The 15,353-nt window shown below is 46.5% G+C and carries 16 protein-coding genes and 1 pseudogene; 10 read left to right on the forward strand and 7 right to left on the reverse strand.

What is annotated here, in order from left to right:
* Nucleotides 1–166 precede the first annotated feature (166 nt).
* The 6 genes from SPIBUDDY_RS11850 (at nucleotide 167) to SPIBUDDY_RS11880 (ending at nucleotide 4,881) form a co-directional block, all read left to right on the forward strand.
* Nucleotides 167–1,498, forward strand: a complete 1,332-nt coding sequence (locus SPIBUDDY_RS11850; RefSeq protein ID WP_013608001.1) for a hypothetical protein — start codon at nucleotides 167–169, stop codon at nucleotides 1,496–1,498.
* A 237-nt stretch (nucleotides 1,499–1,735) separates the two neighbouring features.
* Nucleotides 1,736–1,993, forward strand: a complete 258-nt coding sequence (locus SPIBUDDY_RS11855) for a helix-turn-helix domain-containing protein (protein WP_013608002.1) — start codon at nucleotides 1,736–1,738, stop codon at nucleotides 1,991–1,993.
* Complete coding sequence (locus tag SPIBUDDY_RS11860; protein ID WP_013608003.1) at nucleotides 1,986–2,180, forward strand: helix-turn-helix domain-containing protein; 195 nt, start codon at nucleotides 1,986–1,988, stop codon at nucleotides 2,178–2,180. The genes SPIBUDDY_RS11855 and SPIBUDDY_RS11860 overlap by 8 nt, the downstream gene beginning before the upstream one ends.
* Nucleotides 2,177–2,359, forward strand: coding sequence for a hypothetical protein (locus SPIBUDDY_RS11865; protein WP_013608004.1), 183 nt, complete (start codon nucleotides 2,177–2,179; stop codon nucleotides 2,357–2,359). Before SPIBUDDY_RS11860 ends, SPIBUDDY_RS11865 begins: the two co-directional genes overlap by 4 nt.
* A gap of 522 nt (nucleotides 2,360–2,881) precedes the next feature.
* Nucleotides 2,882–3,637: a DUF4373 domain-containing protein gene (locus SPIBUDDY_RS15805; protein WP_013608006.1), complete on the forward strand. Its 756-nt coding sequence runs from the start codon at nucleotides 2,882–2,884 to the stop codon at nucleotides 3,635–3,637.
* Nucleotides 3,634–4,881 carry a DnaB-like helicase C-terminal domain-containing protein gene (locus SPIBUDDY_RS11880; RefSeq protein ID WP_013608007.1) on the forward strand — a complete coding sequence of 416 codons (1,248 nt, stop codon included), beginning with the start codon at nucleotides 3,634–3,636 and terminating at the stop codon, nucleotides 4,879–4,881. Before SPIBUDDY_RS15805 ends, SPIBUDDY_RS11880 begins: the two co-directional genes overlap by 4 nt.
* 354 nt (nucleotides 4,882–5,235) lie before the next feature.
* Here SPIBUDDY_RS11880 and SPIBUDDY_RS11885 read toward each other — a convergent pair whose 3' ends face one another.
* From SPIBUDDY_RS11885 to SPIBUDDY_RS11915, 6 genes are all read right to left on the reverse strand, one after another.
* On the reverse strand, nucleotides 5,236–5,682 hold the full coding sequence (locus tag SPIBUDDY_RS11885; protein WP_155816102.1) for a hypothetical protein: 447 nt from the start codon (nucleotides 5,680–5,682) through the stop codon (nucleotides 5,236–5,238).
* A 591-nt stretch (nucleotides 5,683–6,273) separates the two neighbouring features.
* Nucleotides 6,274–6,651 carry a single-stranded DNA-binding protein gene (locus SPIBUDDY_RS11895; RefSeq protein WP_013608010.1) on the reverse strand — a complete coding sequence of 126 codons (378 nt, stop codon included), beginning with the start codon at nucleotides 6,649–6,651 and terminating at the stop codon, nucleotides 6,274–6,276.
* 2 nt (nucleotides 6,652–6,653) lie between these two features.
* Nucleotides 6,654–7,064 (reverse strand): hypothetical protein, encoded by a 411-nt coding sequence (locus SPIBUDDY_RS11900; protein ID WP_013608011.1) that lies wholly within the window; start codon nucleotides 7,062–7,064, stop codon nucleotides 6,654–6,656.
* The gene (locus SPIBUDDY_RS15810; protein WP_013608012.1) at nucleotides 7,061–7,894 is read right to left on the reverse strand and encodes an ERF family protein; all 834 of its coding nucleotides are present in this window, start codon (nucleotides 7,892–7,894) and stop codon (nucleotides 7,061–7,063) included. The genes SPIBUDDY_RS11900 and SPIBUDDY_RS15810 overlap by 4 nt, the downstream gene beginning before the upstream one ends.
* Complete coding sequence (locus SPIBUDDY_RS11910) at nucleotides 7,887–8,825, reverse strand: hypothetical protein (RefSeq protein WP_013608013.1); 939 nt, start codon at nucleotides 8,823–8,825, stop codon at nucleotides 7,887–7,889. Before SPIBUDDY_RS11910 ends, SPIBUDDY_RS15810 begins: the two co-directional genes overlap by 8 nt.
* On the reverse strand, nucleotides 8,825–9,085 hold the full coding sequence (locus SPIBUDDY_RS11915; RefSeq protein ID WP_013608014.1) for a hypothetical protein: 261 nt from the start codon (nucleotides 9,083–9,085) through the stop codon (nucleotides 8,825–8,827). Before SPIBUDDY_RS11915 ends, SPIBUDDY_RS11910 begins: the two co-directional genes overlap by 1 nt.
* A 542-nt stretch (nucleotides 9,086–9,627) precedes the next feature.
* Here SPIBUDDY_RS11915 and SPIBUDDY_RS11920 point away from each other — a divergent pair.
* Nucleotides 9,628–9,978 (forward strand): helix-turn-helix domain-containing protein, encoded by a 351-nt coding sequence (locus SPIBUDDY_RS11920; RefSeq protein ID WP_013608016.1) that lies wholly within the window; start codon nucleotides 9,628–9,630, stop codon nucleotides 9,976–9,978.
* 371 nt (nucleotides 9,979–10,349) lie between these two features.
* Here SPIBUDDY_RS11920 and SPIBUDDY_RS16060 read toward each other — a convergent pair.
* Nucleotides 10,350–11,912 (reverse strand): annotated as a pseudogene (locus SPIBUDDY_RS16060) (IS3 family transposase).
* Between the two features lie 244 nt (nucleotides 11,913–12,156).
* On the opposite strand from SPIBUDDY_RS16060, the gene SPIBUDDY_RS11935 reads away from it, so the two are divergent.
* From SPIBUDDY_RS11935 to SPIBUDDY_RS11945, 3 genes are all read left to right on the forward strand, one after another.
* The gene (locus tag SPIBUDDY_RS11935; protein ID WP_013608017.1) at nucleotides 12,157–13,794 is read left to right on the forward strand and encodes a DDE-type integrase/transposase/recombinase; all 1,638 of its coding nucleotides are present in this window, start codon (nucleotides 12,157–12,159) and stop codon (nucleotides 13,792–13,794) included.
* Nucleotides 13,794–14,558, forward strand: coding sequence for an IS21-like element helper ATPase IstB (istB, locus tag SPIBUDDY_RS11940; protein ID WP_013608018.1), 765 nt, complete (start codon nucleotides 13,794–13,796; stop codon nucleotides 14,556–14,558). Before SPIBUDDY_RS11935 ends, istB begins: the two co-directional genes overlap by 1 nt.
* A gap of 129 nt (nucleotides 14,559–14,687) precedes the next feature.
* Complete coding sequence (locus SPIBUDDY_RS11945; RefSeq protein ID WP_013608019.1) at nucleotides 14,688–15,155, forward strand: hypothetical protein; 468 nt, start codon at nucleotides 14,688–14,690, stop codon at nucleotides 15,153–15,155.
* The last annotated feature ends 198 nt before the right edge of the window (nucleotides 15,156–15,353 follow it).

The raw sequence follows: 15,353 nt of genomic DNA on the forward strand, positions 1-15,353 counted from the left end.
TGTACCAAAAAAGTGTACCAAAATCTTAAAATTTGCATGATTTTCATACCCTTTCGGGGCATCTTTGCCACCTTCGAAAGTCTATCACCCATCTCGTTACCTGCATTCATGTGTAGTTCCTCATAGTCCAGCATACTTTGCCGTATCAACCTTGGAGGACACTAAAATGAACGTTAAACCAATTTTCCCTACTGATTTCAAAACATATGCTGATGCCGTCAAAATGGCCTATGGAGAAATTAATACCGTAGATCTCAACACACCCCTTATCAAAGGAACATTTATTTCAAAACGCCTTTGCAGCCTTTTCCCAAGACTCGCATCCAGCCAAGTCCAGCAATTGGCTGCAATGGCTGAGGACAGTCTGGTAAGAGCATGCGGAGAAAATTTTAAAGGAATGGTTCTCCCACTTCCGGTTCATCAAAAGCTATACAGAACCACATCCAAGGAAGAACTAACGCAAATAACCGACAGTATCAAATCCGCTCTTGACCAAGGATGCTGGGATCAATACCCAAACACACCGCCATTCAAGATAAGTGAAAGTTGGCTCAAGGGATATCGAAAGCTGCTTATGCCATTCACGTTTAAGCCTATACCAAGCAATTTAATCGATGCAGCGAATAAGGCCCTCAATGAAATGGAGGATCAAATCCTCAGATTCACAGAGGACCAGTACCAAAACCACCCGGCTGACTTGTTTGCATTGAGCATCATGAAAATCGTGGAACAATACTGTCAAGACAATCTAGCATCCATGTTATCGACCTATCCTAACTTCCCGGAGGGTAAGGGAGCCTCTGGTTCTGAGTGGGGGCCAGTACTTGCGATAAAATGGTATGCGATACTTCAGGACCATATCAGGAGCATCGATGAAAGCCAATATATGAAGGAGCAATACCTACAGCAAGTACTGCAACAAAAAGCGATATCCGTGGAAACTTTCATGACTCTTGATATTGAGATAGCCTTGGAACTTCAGAATGAAGCTGTACTTCTTCACCAGCAGAGTCTCGAAAAGAAACCACAAACCAAAAAAGCAGACCCAAGATCTGCAAAGCTGATTCCTTGGATGCGAGGAGAAGAAAACCTTCAAGCATTATGGAAGGTACTTACTGAGCATGAGTATGTTAAAAACACAGAGTTCCAGGATTTCCTAAGTGGTCGTTTCCAACTTGTTGACAAACATTCCAAGAATAATCGAACAACCCTTGCACCGAAAATCAGATGGTACAGCTCTCTTGACAACCTGCTCAGAATGCTCGAAAGCCTTGTGGAATTTAATATAATCAGTATTGTTCCTTTCGGGAAAAAAACTTGTACGAAAACTGCTGGAAAGATCTACAACCTCATTGAAACTCATTTTGCCAACAGTGATGGAATCGACTTCAAGTTGGACGCCATACGAAAGGCAGCACAGCGCAAGAGGAACCCTGAGGCAAAATTTGACAAGAGCTTCAATGGCAGCGTTCTGAGAACAATTCGATCAATGCAATAAAACTTTAAGCTTTTTTTATACCGGTCATCAGTGGCCGGTATTTTTTTATGATAATGTCCTAATAAAATTTCTCAGAAAATTCTATTTATTTGTTTATATGTTATTACTTTAGACTACCTTTAAAAAAAGTTGTCCCACTCTGTCCCAGTCATTTCTAGGACAAGCTTATTCTCCGTTATCTTCGTGATTGTAAGGGTAGCGCACGTTATTCAAACATCAAATTTCAGGAGATAGTTTATGGCCACACGAACAGAACGAGCAACGTTGCTAACGTATGAGGAAGTAGCGGAAACCCTCCGTATGCATCCACAAACTCTACGACAATGGGTTTCCCAAAAGAAGTTTCCGCACCTAAAAATTGGGGCCAATGTTCGCTTCACACAAGCGATGATTGACCAATACATCAAATCAACCCTCGTTGATCCAACATGCGTCATTTCTCACAGCAGTCAAAAGGATTCTCAGGACTGCTTAAAGGAGGAAGAAGATGCCTGAGAATACTAGAGGCAAGAGGTTCCTCACTATAAAGGAATTCTGCGAGGAAGCAAGAATCGGCAGGACTACGCTTCATCGGTATATGAAGCAGGGAATCGTACCGTTCAGAAAGCTAGGGAATAGGGTCCTGATCTCAGCATCCATACTCGACCAGCTTGAGAACACCAAACTCGGAGGCTCGGTATGAAGCGCGATAAAATCCCACTTTCATGTCTTTCGGAACTTTATGATCAATTGGTATCAATGTTCGAACAGGCTCCGGAACATGGGAAACTCACACTTGCAGTGCACATCCGCGACGGTATACCTCAACGGTTTGAGACGACAAGAGAAGCTTCTGTCCTCTTCAATGGAGGTAAAGCGTGAGTCAAGTCACTCAAATTAGCCAGCAAAATGGAGCATCTGGGACAAAGAAGATCACTCCCCTGAACAGCATTCGGACATATTGCCTCTGGTGCTGCTGCGACTCAAAGAAGGAAGTCAAGCAATGTCCAGCAAAGGATTGCACACTATACCCTTTCAGACTGGGCAGAAACCCATTCCAAAAACGAACGAACTTGACGGATGAAGAAAAACAAAAAATTGCAAACCGATTAAGGAGAAGAAATGTATATGAAGAAAACTAGTTTGTTGAACAGCAAAAATATCCACTCGCAAACGTCTACGATTGAGAATCCTCATGATCCTACTTCTGCAGAAATCGCTGATTTCTATCTCACAAGGGAATTCGGGGAAGTGGATGCTGATACCAGGTATCCCGTAAGGAATTTATTGTCCGCAATTTTGAGGATCTTGGTTAGCAAACATTGCAACCAGCAACAAGATACCAGATCTTTCAATTCACTATTGTTTTCCGTATTACAGAACGCTTAAGAGGAGAAAACTAAAATGGCAAAATTAGATAATCGGTTCATTCGCCACGACGAAAATACATCTCGAGATGAGAAAATCTTAAGGATGAGAGAAAAGTATGGTGCAAGGGGAATTGGCTATTTCTGGGAAATCATCGAGTACCTTTTTACGTGCAATGGGAGAGCCTTGCTCAACCCAAAGATTGTGTCTCTGGCAATCGGTGAAGATGTGAAATCAGTGAAGTGCTTCCTGTCTGATTGTATCGAGATTTATCAATTATTCGACTCAGACGGCACGTATTTCTGGTCCAACCGACTCTTATTCGAAATAGATAGAATCCTTGGGATGTCTCACAAGAAAAGCAATGCTGCTCAGATCAGACACCAGAGAGATCTTGATAATGCCTTAAGAAATATTGATATAGAGCAAAATAAAGACATTGTGGAACAATGCACCTGTACTGCATCTGCACTGCACCTGCACTGCAGGAACACTGCAATAGATGAGAAAGATAAGATAGATGAGAAAGATAGTAGTTATGGGAAACAAAAACCACATCAGTTTTTAAGACCATCACTCGAAGAAATTGAGGCATATTGCCTTGAAAGGAGAAATGACATTGACCCTGTTCATTTCCATGATTACTACGAGGCCAATGGTTGGAAAATTGGGAAGAACCCGATGAAAAGTTGGAAAGCTGCAATCCGAACCTGGGAAAAAAACTCAACCGTGAAAGCTGATAAACCATCTCAGTCATATGATCCGTATGAAAATCTGAGGAGGCTTGGATGAGCATTGAGAAATACTTTATCGGCCAGATTTTCTGGGACCCTTCCATTGCAGGCAGGACAGTGCTGACTCCATCCGATTTTCTCTCAACGCAGGAGCAACAGATTTTTTCATCAATGCAATCGTTGGTGGATGAGGGAAGCATAATCGATGAGCAGACGGTGTCGAAGAAATCCGGCTTGCCACTTGGGACCATCCTCCCCTTCAAGGACATCAAGGTAATCCCGTCAACCTGGGAATATTATCAGAGGCAGATAATCGATGCATCCAGAATCAGGACCATCAAGAAAACTTGCGAGCAGATACTCGCAAGTGAGCTTCCTGCTGATAGGTTGATGGATATGTTCATCACAGGAAACGAGCAGGCTAGAAGCCTACAAATCTTCAAGCCATATCCGCTTTCCCAATGCATCGATGAAAGCATTAGGGCACTTGAGGAGCGGGTATCTAGCAAGTCTCTTCCCGGCTTGACGACAGGATTCAAACGGCTTGATGCCGCTTTTGGTGGATTGCAGAAGGGGCGATTGTATTACATCGGGGCAAGACCATCACAGGGTAAAAGTACCTTGCTGATGAACATTGCAATAAACTCTAAGGTCCCCTGCCTCATTTTCTCTGCTGAGTCCAGCAGGAGGGAGTATGCAGACCGGATGATCATCAAGCAAGAAAAAATCAACAGCATGAATTTTTACAATGGTACCCTGACGGAGAACGATACTGCGAAAGTAGTCCAAGCCAGCAACGAACTATATCAGCGAGATTACGTGACCATACATGATGAGCCCAACATCTCGTTGAGAAGGCTCATACAGGTAGCTCATGATGCCTTCAAGTACTACAAGATCAAAGCAATCTTCATCGACTACATTCAGCTGATTACCTACGGTGATCAGACTCGGGCAAAGAATGAACAAGTCTCAGAAATTTCCAAGCGTCTGAAGCAGTTGGCAAGAGAACTCGATGTTCCTGTAATTGCAGCAGCACAGCTTCGGAGGGATGCAGAAGGCAAGCAACCCCAACTCAGTGATTTCTCAGATTCAACGCAGATTGAACGGGATGCCGATGTTGCCATCATGGTTTACCACATTCAAAATGCGATATCAGACAGAAGTACTGACAAGGAAACATTTCTGCTTATCCAAAAGAATCGTGACGGGCGTCTTGATTATGTGAAGATGAACTATCAACCGGGATACATGCTCTTTGAGGAGGCAAGGGACCAAGCACTACCGCCTAAAGCAAGTTGAGTACATACCCACAGTTTGCCCATTTTCTTGGGGATTGGCTACCATCAACAATCCCCTTGAATATGGAGACCCCCCAGAGGCCTACCGACTTTGAAAAGCTGGAAGGTCTACACTTTACAAGTCGATTCTCAGCCTCTCTCTATTATAATTATATGTATATTGAGCGGACTACCGTGTATCCGGGCAATTGGGATTGCTCACATGACCATAACGGTACTGTACGGTATCCTTCAGGTACCGAAAAGCATCAGAAGATCCCATATTCTATAGGAAAAATTCACAGTAACCATAGTAGGTTAACTCCTGACGCATGTATGACCAAGCGTCCTAAAAGCATCATATTTTTAGAGGGAATTATTCAAAAATAAAGGGTCGTGCAAACTTTGCCTCATGCTCCTTCAAGTAGCAAGTAAGGAACAGCATATCTGAGCATGAACCCAGCCTATTCTGAAGCATGTTGAAGATTTCATTATCCATTTGATCCTCGACATCCATCATATAGAAGTATTTACCCTTGACCATAGTCAATGCTCTAATGAAGTACTCCGCACTATCCAACTTCACACTCAGTATGTAATCAAAAAACATATCGATAGGGAGTCCGTCCGGTGAATGGTAAAAAGCTTCCTCGATATGCTCTTTCACAACTTTCTGACCATCATATTCAGAGAACATCTTGAAACACTCATCCAGGGTCAGACAAGTGTAATCATTGTCTTTTTCAAGGATGATTCGATCAAGCCCGTCTTCTTTCTCAAGCCTTTCAGCAGTCTGTTCGGCCAGCATCCACTTTCTGGACATTGGAGATGCAAATGTGTTTGGTGATGGTATATTTTCTTGCTGCATGGCCTCGCTCCCTTAGCCGAGTATTATCTTCAATAATACACTACCAGAGAGCAAACCAATCACGTAATATGCAGCTTTTACTGATAAAGTAGTCGCAAACTAGAATGGTAATGATTATCTTGAAAATGGCTAAAGCAGCAGGTCTTGCTGTTCAGCATCCAGAAGCATTGGTGCTATACAAGCCAGTAGGAACAACTTCTGGGATATACTGCCTCATTTCTCTAAACTCACTGAGTGTATCACCCTCTCTGGAATACCAATCAAGAGTGGTATAACCATCCTTGAGTGTGCATCCATCATTGATCCGGTCGAGGATGATCTTCTTGTTTACGTTATATTCAACAGCTGCTTCCGCAATGGAATTAAAAACATAGGTTTCTCTCCTCTCGAATGCAACTACTTGCTTTGGTTGATACAATTTCGACACCTCTCTGTTTGGAAAACACTAATACTGTATTGATACGAACTAATTTTCAGAAAGCACAGAATGTACATGAACCTCAGTAGCTTGCTTCTTTCCTAAGCTCCCCCTCCAAGGAAGAACCACTAGAAAGGAATTTCAGCATCATCATCGTACGGATTTAAACGGCTTGGGTTTTCTTCCTGACATCCTCCAAGCGGCTGGACACCGAACGAATCAGCAACCAACACCCAACGGCTTTTCTTTGACCCATCGTTGGAATTCCAGAATTCCTGTCTCATCTCTCCTCTGACAACTACAGGCTTGCCCCTTGTGAGCTTTCCGACAAGCGATTCAGCAGCCCTTGAAAATTGGACAACATCAAAGAACGATGAGGTGTTCTGTCCCTTGTCATATCGTCCAACAGCAACGCTGAATTTCAGTATCGGGGTCTGCCCTGCATATTTGATTTCACTGTCAGAAGTGAGCCTTCCAGTAATCATGATTGAACACATATCTGCCATAATTAGTCCTCCAGACTGTAACCGTTCTCCGCAGCCATCATATGGACGGCCTCAATCAACAACGCACACTCCCCAACGTTAGCCTCGCTGGAAGGTATACCCTTTACACCAAATTCGCCTTCGACCGGATTGCCATGCTCATCGGTTTCCACTGGATAGCCGAGCGAGACAGCCTTAGCTTTTGCCATCTCCTTAATATCCTCGGGTGTTCCTCCAGCCATCTCGGAAAGCCTCTTGCACAAGACATGGAAGTAAGCATTCTCCCTCATGGTTCTCTGCTGGTAATTCGGCTCGACAGTCACCTTGATTGTTCCATCACCCTTGAGAGCTTGTAGGAGGATTGCCTCGTACCTAGCTTCATATCCGGCAGGGACCCGAAAGCCCCCACCGTGAATTACAAACGTCAGATTCATGCAATCGCCCCACTAGCCTCAAAGGGAATCTCGTCATCAATGAACAGCTCTGGGCCTTCCGGCTCTTCAGCAGGACTCTTGATAGCATTGAACACAGCCTTGTAAATGTCGTAAGTGATCTCATCTGAAGTAGGTGCCCCGAATTGCTCGAACAAGCCTTTGGCAACCTGCTTATCACCAGAGCAAATCTCAAGAATATGGTTCCAAGCCCTTCTTACCGAGAACAGCCCAGGAATAATCAGGTTCGCATCCGTGATGATTGCCTTGGTCGTACTTGCAACCTTCGGCAGGAAAGCCTTTGCAGGGTCGTACGGAGGAGTTGTTGGTTCTGGCTTAGGTTGTCTCTCTGGCTTTTGCTGTACATCCTGCCTTACTACATTGGAGGGTGTTCCAGTGGGTTTCCTGGTACTCGTTTCTTGAGTCTCTGAATCCGGATCAACCATGTCCTCGGTTGGGATGCAGAGTGTCTGGAGCAAGGCATACTTGTGAGCGATTGCCATACCCTTGTTCGCCCCCTTGTCTCCGCTGTCCATTCCCTCGCCAATGACCACAGCTTCAACGTTGGAGCCATCGGAGGCAAAGAAGGTGTACTTCATGGTCAAGATGCGATAGATGAGATTTCCTCCGTTTCTGGTCTGCCTCTCCTCGGTTCTCTCGGCTAGGAGGGTTGGAACAGTGAAGACACCATGCTTTGCAAAGATTGGGTGGACGGCATTGTAAACATCGTCAATCCCACGAAACTTGAAGCCTTGCTGTTGGTTCTTCTGGTCTTTTCCGATAGCCTCAACATCCCTCATTACTTCGGCCATTGCCTGATAGATGTTACTCATTGATTGTCTCCTCACTTTGAGCTTCAAGTGAAGCCATGTAGTTTTTGTAGAAATTGCACTTATCAGCACAGTTGCAATAATCCATGCACTTCACAGGAACGCCTGAGCGATGCTCGATGTAATGACCTGCACCAAGAGTCTGAAGATGCTGTTCTGCATCGAATTTCTTGAAGTGGCGTTTGACTGCTGACTTTCTTCCGGTCTTCATGATTGCCCAACATTCATCCCTCTCCCAACGTTGGTCTGGAGTACAGATTGGAATATCTTCCTCCAATGCGTCCTTGTACTGCAGAATCTCTTGGATCTTGCAGGAAAGGTCGGCAATCATATCAGCCGCAACATCGCTGCGGAAAACAGGACCGAAGTCATAGTTGATGTTCAAAATCGGCTTCTGAGGATATGAACGGTCACGCCTTGCTTGGGTCTTTGACCAATCCTTGAGGAACACAGTGTTGCGAACACCCTTCACAGGGAAACCAGCATTCTGGAGAATCAGCCAATAGACACGCAACTGCTTTGCCCAATCACTTTCGGTGCCCTCTTGAAGCTTCATCTGGTAGGAGAACACTCCAGTGGTCTTGTAGTCGGTGAGGATTTTGGTGTCACCGTTGTATAGATCGAAGCCGCCAGATACCTTTCGGATGCCATACTCGCCACAAGGAACTTCCATCGAGATACGCTCTTCAGCAAGCTCATTGTCGCTCTCATGGCCTTCCATCACGCTGTGAACTGCTGTCCCGAAGACTGTCCAGATCATATCCACGCAGTCCATTTCAAGCTCTTCCCAGTAACGTCTGTTTAGGACGATTTCCCTCGTACCCTTCATCAGCTCCGTTACAGAGAATGAATCCCAACCAAATCTCGGATGATTGTCATGAAGGCAACTTCTGTAGTAAGGTTCAGGTAATCCAAATTTGTTGGTGATCAACATTAGATGACCTCCTTGAGGTTGTTGAAGGAGTTGGAAGCGGCAACTTCCTGCTCCTTTTTTTGTGCCTTGAGGGTTGTTATCTCTGCCTCAAGATTTTTAATTTTCTCCTCCAGAGAGCAGCTTGAGCGATACCACACATCCCTGCCATCTCTGGCTTGCTTGAGTTTCTCGGTCAGCTCCTCAATCTCTCCAGCCATTTTCTCGACTTCTGGTTGAACCAGATTCAGACTCTCCAACAAACTCCGTTCCAGCACTGTCATAAAATACTCCTCGCCGCATTAACCTTGCGGCTTTTAATGATTTCCTTCCATAGAGAAGGTATGCGATGTCCGGGAATCGAACCCGGGTAACCATCATCGCAGTAATTTTTGTTCACTTGTTTTTGGAGAGCAGATTGATACGCTCATACCCCGAGAATGTAAAACGTTCCCCAATAAATCCTGGAAACGTTGCCTTACACAAATCCATCAAAGCGTGGACCATTCGGGAAATTGGTAACATGTCAGTAAGTGAGATGAATAACAGCGGAGATTAACTAATTCCGCCTAATAGCGACACCACATTGCAGGAAGTGTTTAATAATTCTTCCAACCAGTTGTTAGCCTAACTCGCTAAAACCTGGTTCAATGTTTACATTCTCCTGAATCGGATATTCTGCAAGGGATGTTCCGATTCACTAGATGCTTAACATTTGTGGGTAAACCTTACTTTCGTCAACTACTTTATTCATTTTTTTTCATTTCGTCAACTACTTTTTTCAAATTTTTTCTGGTATACTCTCAGTATCAGGAGGAATTCCGATATGATGTTTTGGGATAGAATCAATGCCTTGCTAGCGACACACAGAATGACTCAAACGGATTTAGCTAAGGCTTTAAACGTAACAACCTCGTATGTTTCAGTCTCAATCAGCAGAGGAACAATCCCAAGGGGAGACTTTCTCATCGCTGCGTCTGATTATTTTGGAGTAACCCCACATTGGCTCATGACTGGAGAGGACAAGAATGCAATCGATGTGAAATACGCAGTAGTTATCAACAACGAGCGAATCATGGATATCGGGTATTTTCTCACCAAATGTGATAGCGACTTTGTTGATCTCGTGCAAGAGCTAGTCGAACATGAATTTTCCCATCAAAAGACTATTTGGTAAATGGCTTAATTAAAAGCTTAATTAGCCTAAAATGCTTAATTGGCATTTAGGCTATTAAGCTTAATTTTGATTATTGACCAATAAGCTTATTGACCAATAGCTTTATTATATATAATTAAGCTTTAATATATAATATAAGCATCTTATATCTTTAAAGAGAAGATAACTTATTACTGGGGTTGTGGATAACTTGTGGATAACTCACTTTTCCTCCTCAACCAAGCCGACCTCATAAAAAGCAGTCGGTATTGGTCTTTTGATAGCGTCCTCAAGCTTCTTTCCAACATACTCCTCATCAGCAAGCATGTCCCAAATGTGAGCGGTAAGATGTTTTTACCGGAATGGGGGTGCGGACAAAAAGTTGGACTTTTCTATGATACTAGACCAAGACTCCTGCGGTACTCAAGAGGGCTCCGCCCTCCCAAGGACATTTTGATTCGTTTCTCATTATACCAATAGATGTAATCATCAAGCAGTGCACAAAACTCTTCGATTGATACACCAAACCATGAGCGGGAATAGAACATCTCATTCTTCAATCGGCCGAAAAAACCTTCGCATGCCGAATTGTCGGGTGAGCAGCCTTTCTTCGACATTGAACGAACCAACCCGGCATTATCCATTCTCTCAATCCAGCCGGGCCAACGGTAATGACTCCCCCGATCGGTATGGACCAATGGGTGCTCACCGTCTTCCAGTGTTCCTACAGCCCCATCCAGCATCGAGTTCACCAGCTCCGCATTGGGGCTCGTACCACGGGTCCAGGAGGTGACGTAGCCGTCAAAACAATCAATCACCGGAGAAAGATATACTTTGCCGGCGGGAATGCTGAATTCCGTGATGTCGCTCAGCCATTTCTCATTCGGATTCTCGGCATGGAAGTCACGCTTGATGATGTTCTCGACCTCAGGGCTGAGCTCACCCTTGTATGAGCTGTACTTCTTTCTCTTCACGGAAGGAACGACAAGGTTTTCCTCGTGCATAAGGCGAAGAACCACCTTCTCTGAAATGGTGCTTCCATTGGATGTCATGACTGCATGCAGTCGGCGATAACCGTAACACTGCCGGTTCTCAGAGAACACATTCCTCAGGTCTTTCCTGAACAGCTCATGCTTATCTTTCTTCATGGCTTGGATTTTGTAGAAAGTACTGCTTTTTCGCATATGCAGGGAGGGCAGCAGCCTGCCTTATGGTGTACCTGCCTGTAAGGGCATCGATAATCATGGCTTTCTCCCTGTTGGAGAGTGTATCGATACCGATGCCCTCATCTTTTTTATTATTTCAGCCGCCTTTTCAAGAATATCCTTCTCCATCTGGAGCTTCTGTACCTGCTTCTGCAGCCTGTCCCGTTCTTCTTTCAAGTCGTTGCATTCAGCCCTCAGCTGAATCTCCTGTTCTGATGAAGCCTTCTCGGATTCTTTTTGGGATTTCCTTCTCATCTCGGGGTTGCTTACCTCCCCAAGCAATTGCCGTTTCCAATGCCAGACCGTTCTCCGGGATACTCCAATCTCTGATTGGATCTGTTTTGAAGTCTTTTCACCGGAAGCTACAGACACTACAGCGGCCATCTTTTGCTTGTCTGTGCATTTTACAACAGGCTGTTCCCTTTTCAAAGGTTGAAAATCGCAAGAAGAGTCTTGGCTGACCCATTTCCCAAGAAGTTGGCGGCAAGGATATCCGAGAGCCTTGACCGTACGGGCGAATCCTCTCCCGTGCTCCTGGTAGTATTTGACAGCAACCGCTTTTTGCTCTGCTGTGTATCCTGATTGCATTCGAGACTTCTTGCGCAGGTCTCCATTCTCAAGGTATTCCCGATACCATAGCGTAAGCATCCTGGTGGTTGGATACCCAAGTTCCCTTACGACAGCAGAAGCACTTTTGTCAAACTTTATGTAAAGTTCAACGGCTTTCTTCCTCTCTTCGTATGAATACATTCCCTTCTCCTTAAAGAGTCCAAGAAAATGTCTTCACCCCCAATGCGGTAGGGATGTCTTTCTCTCTCACGGTAATGAAGTTTTTCACAAGCGCGGTAATGAAGTTTTTCTAGTCTACGGTAAGCAGTTTTTTCAATGACAGCCAATCCCTGCCAGTAAACCGGCCAATAAAATTGGGCCAAGCATTGGCGACTCCCAGTATAGTGATAGGTAGCAATACATTATCACCAGAAGGAGGCCGCCAATGGCAACGTTGCTGAAGCAGGTAGAAGTAATGAACACAATCATCGAACTGAAACGGCAGGGCATAGCCCAATCGGACATCGCAAAAGTGCTGCGGAACATGAATCTCAAGCCACCGTCAGCGCCGACGATCCGCAAGTACTACACCATGAATGATGCCCCATCGGCAAGCCAGTTGGCAAGCCCCTACCAGAAGGACAAAGCCTTCGACGATCCGGTTTGCAGGGAAATCATCATCAGCACCCTGCAAGCCAACTGCAACAACAAGCAGCTGCGGATAAGCTCGTTGTACGACCTGCTGGAAGAGATGCTGGTGGATACGGGAAAGATGCAATCCCTGCCCGGCAACCAGCAGACGCTTCGCAATTATTGCGCACATCTGAGAAAAACCGAACAGGTCACGAGCCCTCCCGTCGAGGCAAGGCTCTGCAATTACATCGAGTCGCCTCCCCCTGGAGTGCAGATCCAGCTCGACTACGGCGTCCAGAAAATCAACGGGGGGGAGCATGTGCACTTCCTCTGCATCAGGATGCGTTACAGCCGGCTCTTGTTCGTTCGGGCCCAGGACCATCGGTTCAATGCAGTGGAAACATGCCGGACGCTCTTCCTCTTCTTCGTCTACATCAAGGGAAGGCCGAAGGAACTTGTCATCGACCAGGACAGCTGCATGGTGGTCCAGGAAACCCTCGGGGAGATCATAGCGACAAGGGACTTCCAGGCATTCCTGCATGAGCAGGACATCGAGTTGAGGGTCCTTCACAAGGCCGACCCCCAGAGCAAGGGAAGTGTTGAGAATCTAGTTGCTTATGTAGAGAAGAATTACTTAAGTGCAAGGCTGGACCAACCGGCCCAGAAACTCATTGCAGGAATTGCCGACTGGTGCAGGAGGAAGAACACCAGGGATCTCAACAAGGCAACCCACAGATTGCCGATGCAGCAATTCCTTGAGGAGGAGCAGCCGGCCTTGAGGCCGAACCTGCCGTCGGCCTATGGAGGCTTGGCCATGCTGACGGGACCGGTCTCGATAGACAAGAACCGCATCATCACCTACAAGACAAACGGGTACTCGGTACCGCCCGCCTACCGTTTCAAGGCTGTCTACTACCGCATAGTGAGTGGTGTCATGTTCGTCTTTTCCGATGAGCAGGGGACCCTGCTCATACGCCAGCATCAGGTTGCACCAGCGGAGGTCAAGTACAAAACCTTCATCCATCCGGACGACATGAGAATGCCTTCCCTCAAGTGGATGAATGTCAAGGATACCTTGCTGCGAAGATATCCCAGCCCGAACATGCTGCATTTCCTCAATGGGGTCTGCAAGGAGAACCCACACTACCGGGAACCACAGCTGAGTGCCATTCTTGCATGGCTGGATAAGCAACAACCCGAGTCAGCCTTTCTGGATTCGGTGCTGACCCGCTGCTGCGAGACGTTCAGCTACAAGGTCTCCCAGTTCCAGGCAATCTACGGCGGGCTTCAGAAGGAATGTTCCATCCATGATGAACTGTACGCAGATGACGGCATGCAGCCCTCGTTCATCACCATGCCCAACGGGGTAGGCGTGCAGGTCAGGGGCTCCGATGCCTACCAGGATCTTTTCCAGAAGAAGGTGCAGCAGACTGCAATGGGGGGTGTGTGATGGAAAAGCGCACCATGGCACAAACCAAGGCATCCCTTACCGGAGTGGGTTTCAAGCATGTCATCCCCGTCCTCTCCGAGCTCATCAACGCCGCCGAGGAACAGAAACTGTCATACCGTGAGTTCCTCAACCTGCTCATCGAGAACGAACTGACGGCCAGGAACGAGAAGCATCGAAGGAGAAACCTCTCCGGTGCGCACTTCCCGCCGAATCCGCGCACCTTGGATGAATTCGATACCAGGGAGCTGGAGTCGGGCATCACCTCAACCCAGCTCTACCAGCTCAAGGACCTGAACTGGATAGACGCCCATGTCAACATACTCTTTCTGGGCCCGCCGGGTGTAGGCAAGAGCATGTTGGCAATAGGGCTCGGACTTGAGGCCGTCAATGCAGGGTATTCGGTCTGCTTCGAGAGGATGGCATCCCTGGTGGATATCATCGACACCGCAAGGGTGAGCAGGGCTTCCAATTTTCGGCTCAAGAGAATCCGCAAGGCTGACCTGATCATCATCGATGAGATCGGCTTCACCCCCATCAAGAAAGACCAGGCGAACAGCTTCTTCAACCTGGTCAGCGAGATGTACGAGAAGACATCGATCATATTCACGACCAACAAGGAGATCGGGCAGTGGGCTGAGGTGATGGGGGACCCGATTCTCACCACCGCCCTGTTGGACAGGATTCTTCATCATTCAAAATGTTTCTCGTTGAGAGGCGAATCATATCGGATAAAACACCCGCAGGAGGAATTGCAGAAGCTCTGAGGCAGGATGCCGTCAAAGGGGACTTTTAAGGACAAAATCCTTTTCCCCTCCCAAGCTTGTCCAAACCAGGAAAGCAAGCCATACCCGGCCATCGGATGAGCGCTTATACACATAAAGGGACTGATTGACATGAACAGGACAGAACGAAATGAATTGGCAAGGGAAGTGCGCAGGTTGGTTCATGACGTGAAACTCAGCGCAGAAGCATTCAGGGATGCTGCAGAAAGGCTTCTGGAAAAGGAGAACGGCAAATTGGCGGATATGCCCGAGAGCTTGTCCACGTCAAGGAACGCCTCACGATGCGAGGATGCCGTTGAGATGCTTGATGAAGCGCTGGAGAATGCAATGTCCTTGATCGATGCCGCCTGTGAGATCGCCCAAGGGTGCAATGTTGATGTCTCGAAGGGCAGGATATCGGATGGAATTCCCTGCATGACCACCCATGAGCCCTGCGTGAACGAGACCAAGAGTGCCAGGCTTCAGCTCCTTGTACGACCATCACTGCTGGAATTCTTGAGGATTGAGTCGCAGAGCCAAGGATGTAGTGTAAACCACCTGGTCAACGACACTCTCGTACAGGCGTTCAAGGCACACTGAGTAAAAACCATAGTGTCTTTTCCGCCTTTCATGCCTTTCCGAGAAATGAAGAGCTCAACCCCGAAAGCAGGAAGCAAAGGCAAGCCGAAGCCCGATGCATTCATCATTTGAGAGCACGTGTCTACTTCAAGTAAACGAACCCTAAATGCCACTTTCTGTGTAAACTTTTCTTGACATCTATCGAGTGACTATTCTATG

Origin of the sequence: Sphaerochaeta globosa str. Buddy, assembly GCF_000190435.1 — a bacterium.
Taxonomy (GTDB): Bacteria; Spirochaetota; Spirochaetia; order Sphaerochaetales; family Sphaerochaetaceae; genus Sphaerochaeta; species Sphaerochaeta globosa.

Excerpts from the sequence above, each read along its gene's own strand:
- SPIBUDDY_RS11945 (WP_013608019.1), top strand. The coding sequence starts at position 14,688 with ATGAACAGGACAGAACGAAATGAATTGGCAAGGGAAGTGCGCAGGTTG.
- SPIBUDDY_RS11860 (WP_013608003.1), top strand. The coding sequence starts at position 1,986 with ATGCCTGAGAATACTAGAGGCAAGAGGTTCCTCACTATAAAGGAATTC.
- SPIBUDDY_RS11885 (WP_155816102.1), bottom strand. The coding sequence starts at position 5,682 with ATGTCCAGAAAGTGGATGCTGGCCGAACAGACTGCTGAAAGGCTTGAG.
- SPIBUDDY_RS15810 (WP_013608012.1), bottom strand. The coding sequence starts at position 7,894 with ATGAGTAACATCTATCAGGCAATGGCCGAAGTAATGAGGGATGTTGAG.
- SPIBUDDY_RS15805 (WP_013608006.1), top strand. The coding sequence starts at position 2,882 with ATGGCAAAATTAGATAATCGGTTCATTCGCCACGACGAAAATACATCT.
- SPIBUDDY_RS11915 (WP_013608014.1), bottom strand. The coding sequence starts at position 9,085 with ATGACAGTGCTGGAACGGAGTTTGTTGGAGAGTCTGAATCTGGTTCAA.
- SPIBUDDY_RS11920 (WP_013608016.1), top strand. The coding sequence starts at position 9,628 with ATGATGTTTTGGGATAGAATCAATGCCTTGCTAGCGACACACAGAATG.
- istB (WP_013608018.1), top strand. The coding sequence starts at position 13,794 with ATGGAAAAGCGCACCATGGCACAAACCAAGGCATCCCTTACCGGAGTG.
- SPIBUDDY_RS11900 (WP_013608011.1), bottom strand. The coding sequence starts at position 7,064 with ATGAATCTGACGTTTGTAATTCACGGTGGGGGCTTTCGGGTCCCTGCC.
- SPIBUDDY_RS11935 (WP_013608017.1), top strand. The coding sequence starts at position 12,157 with ATGGCAACGTTGCTGAAGCAGGTAGAAGTAATGAACACAATCATCGAA.
- SPIBUDDY_RS11895 (WP_013608010.1), bottom strand. The coding sequence starts at position 6,651 with ATGGCAGATATGTGTTCAATCATGATTACTGGAAGGCTCACTTCTGAC.
- SPIBUDDY_RS11855 (WP_013608002.1), top strand. The coding sequence starts at position 1,736 with ATGGCCACACGAACAGAACGAGCAACGTTGCTAACGTATGAGGAAGTA.
- SPIBUDDY_RS11910 (WP_013608013.1), bottom strand. The coding sequence starts at position 8,825 with ATGTTGATCACCAACAAATTTGGATTACCTGAACCTTACTACAGAAGT.
- SPIBUDDY_RS11850 (WP_013608001.1), top strand. The coding sequence starts at position 167 with ATGAACGTTAAACCAATTTTCCCTACTGATTTCAAAACATATGCTGAT.
- SPIBUDDY_RS11865 (WP_013608004.1), top strand. The coding sequence starts at position 2,177 with ATGAAGCGCGATAAAATCCCACTTTCATGTCTTTCGGAACTTTATGAT.
- SPIBUDDY_RS11880 (WP_013608007.1), top strand. The coding sequence starts at position 3,634 with ATGAGCATTGAGAAATACTTTATCGGCCAGATTTTCTGGGACCCTTCC.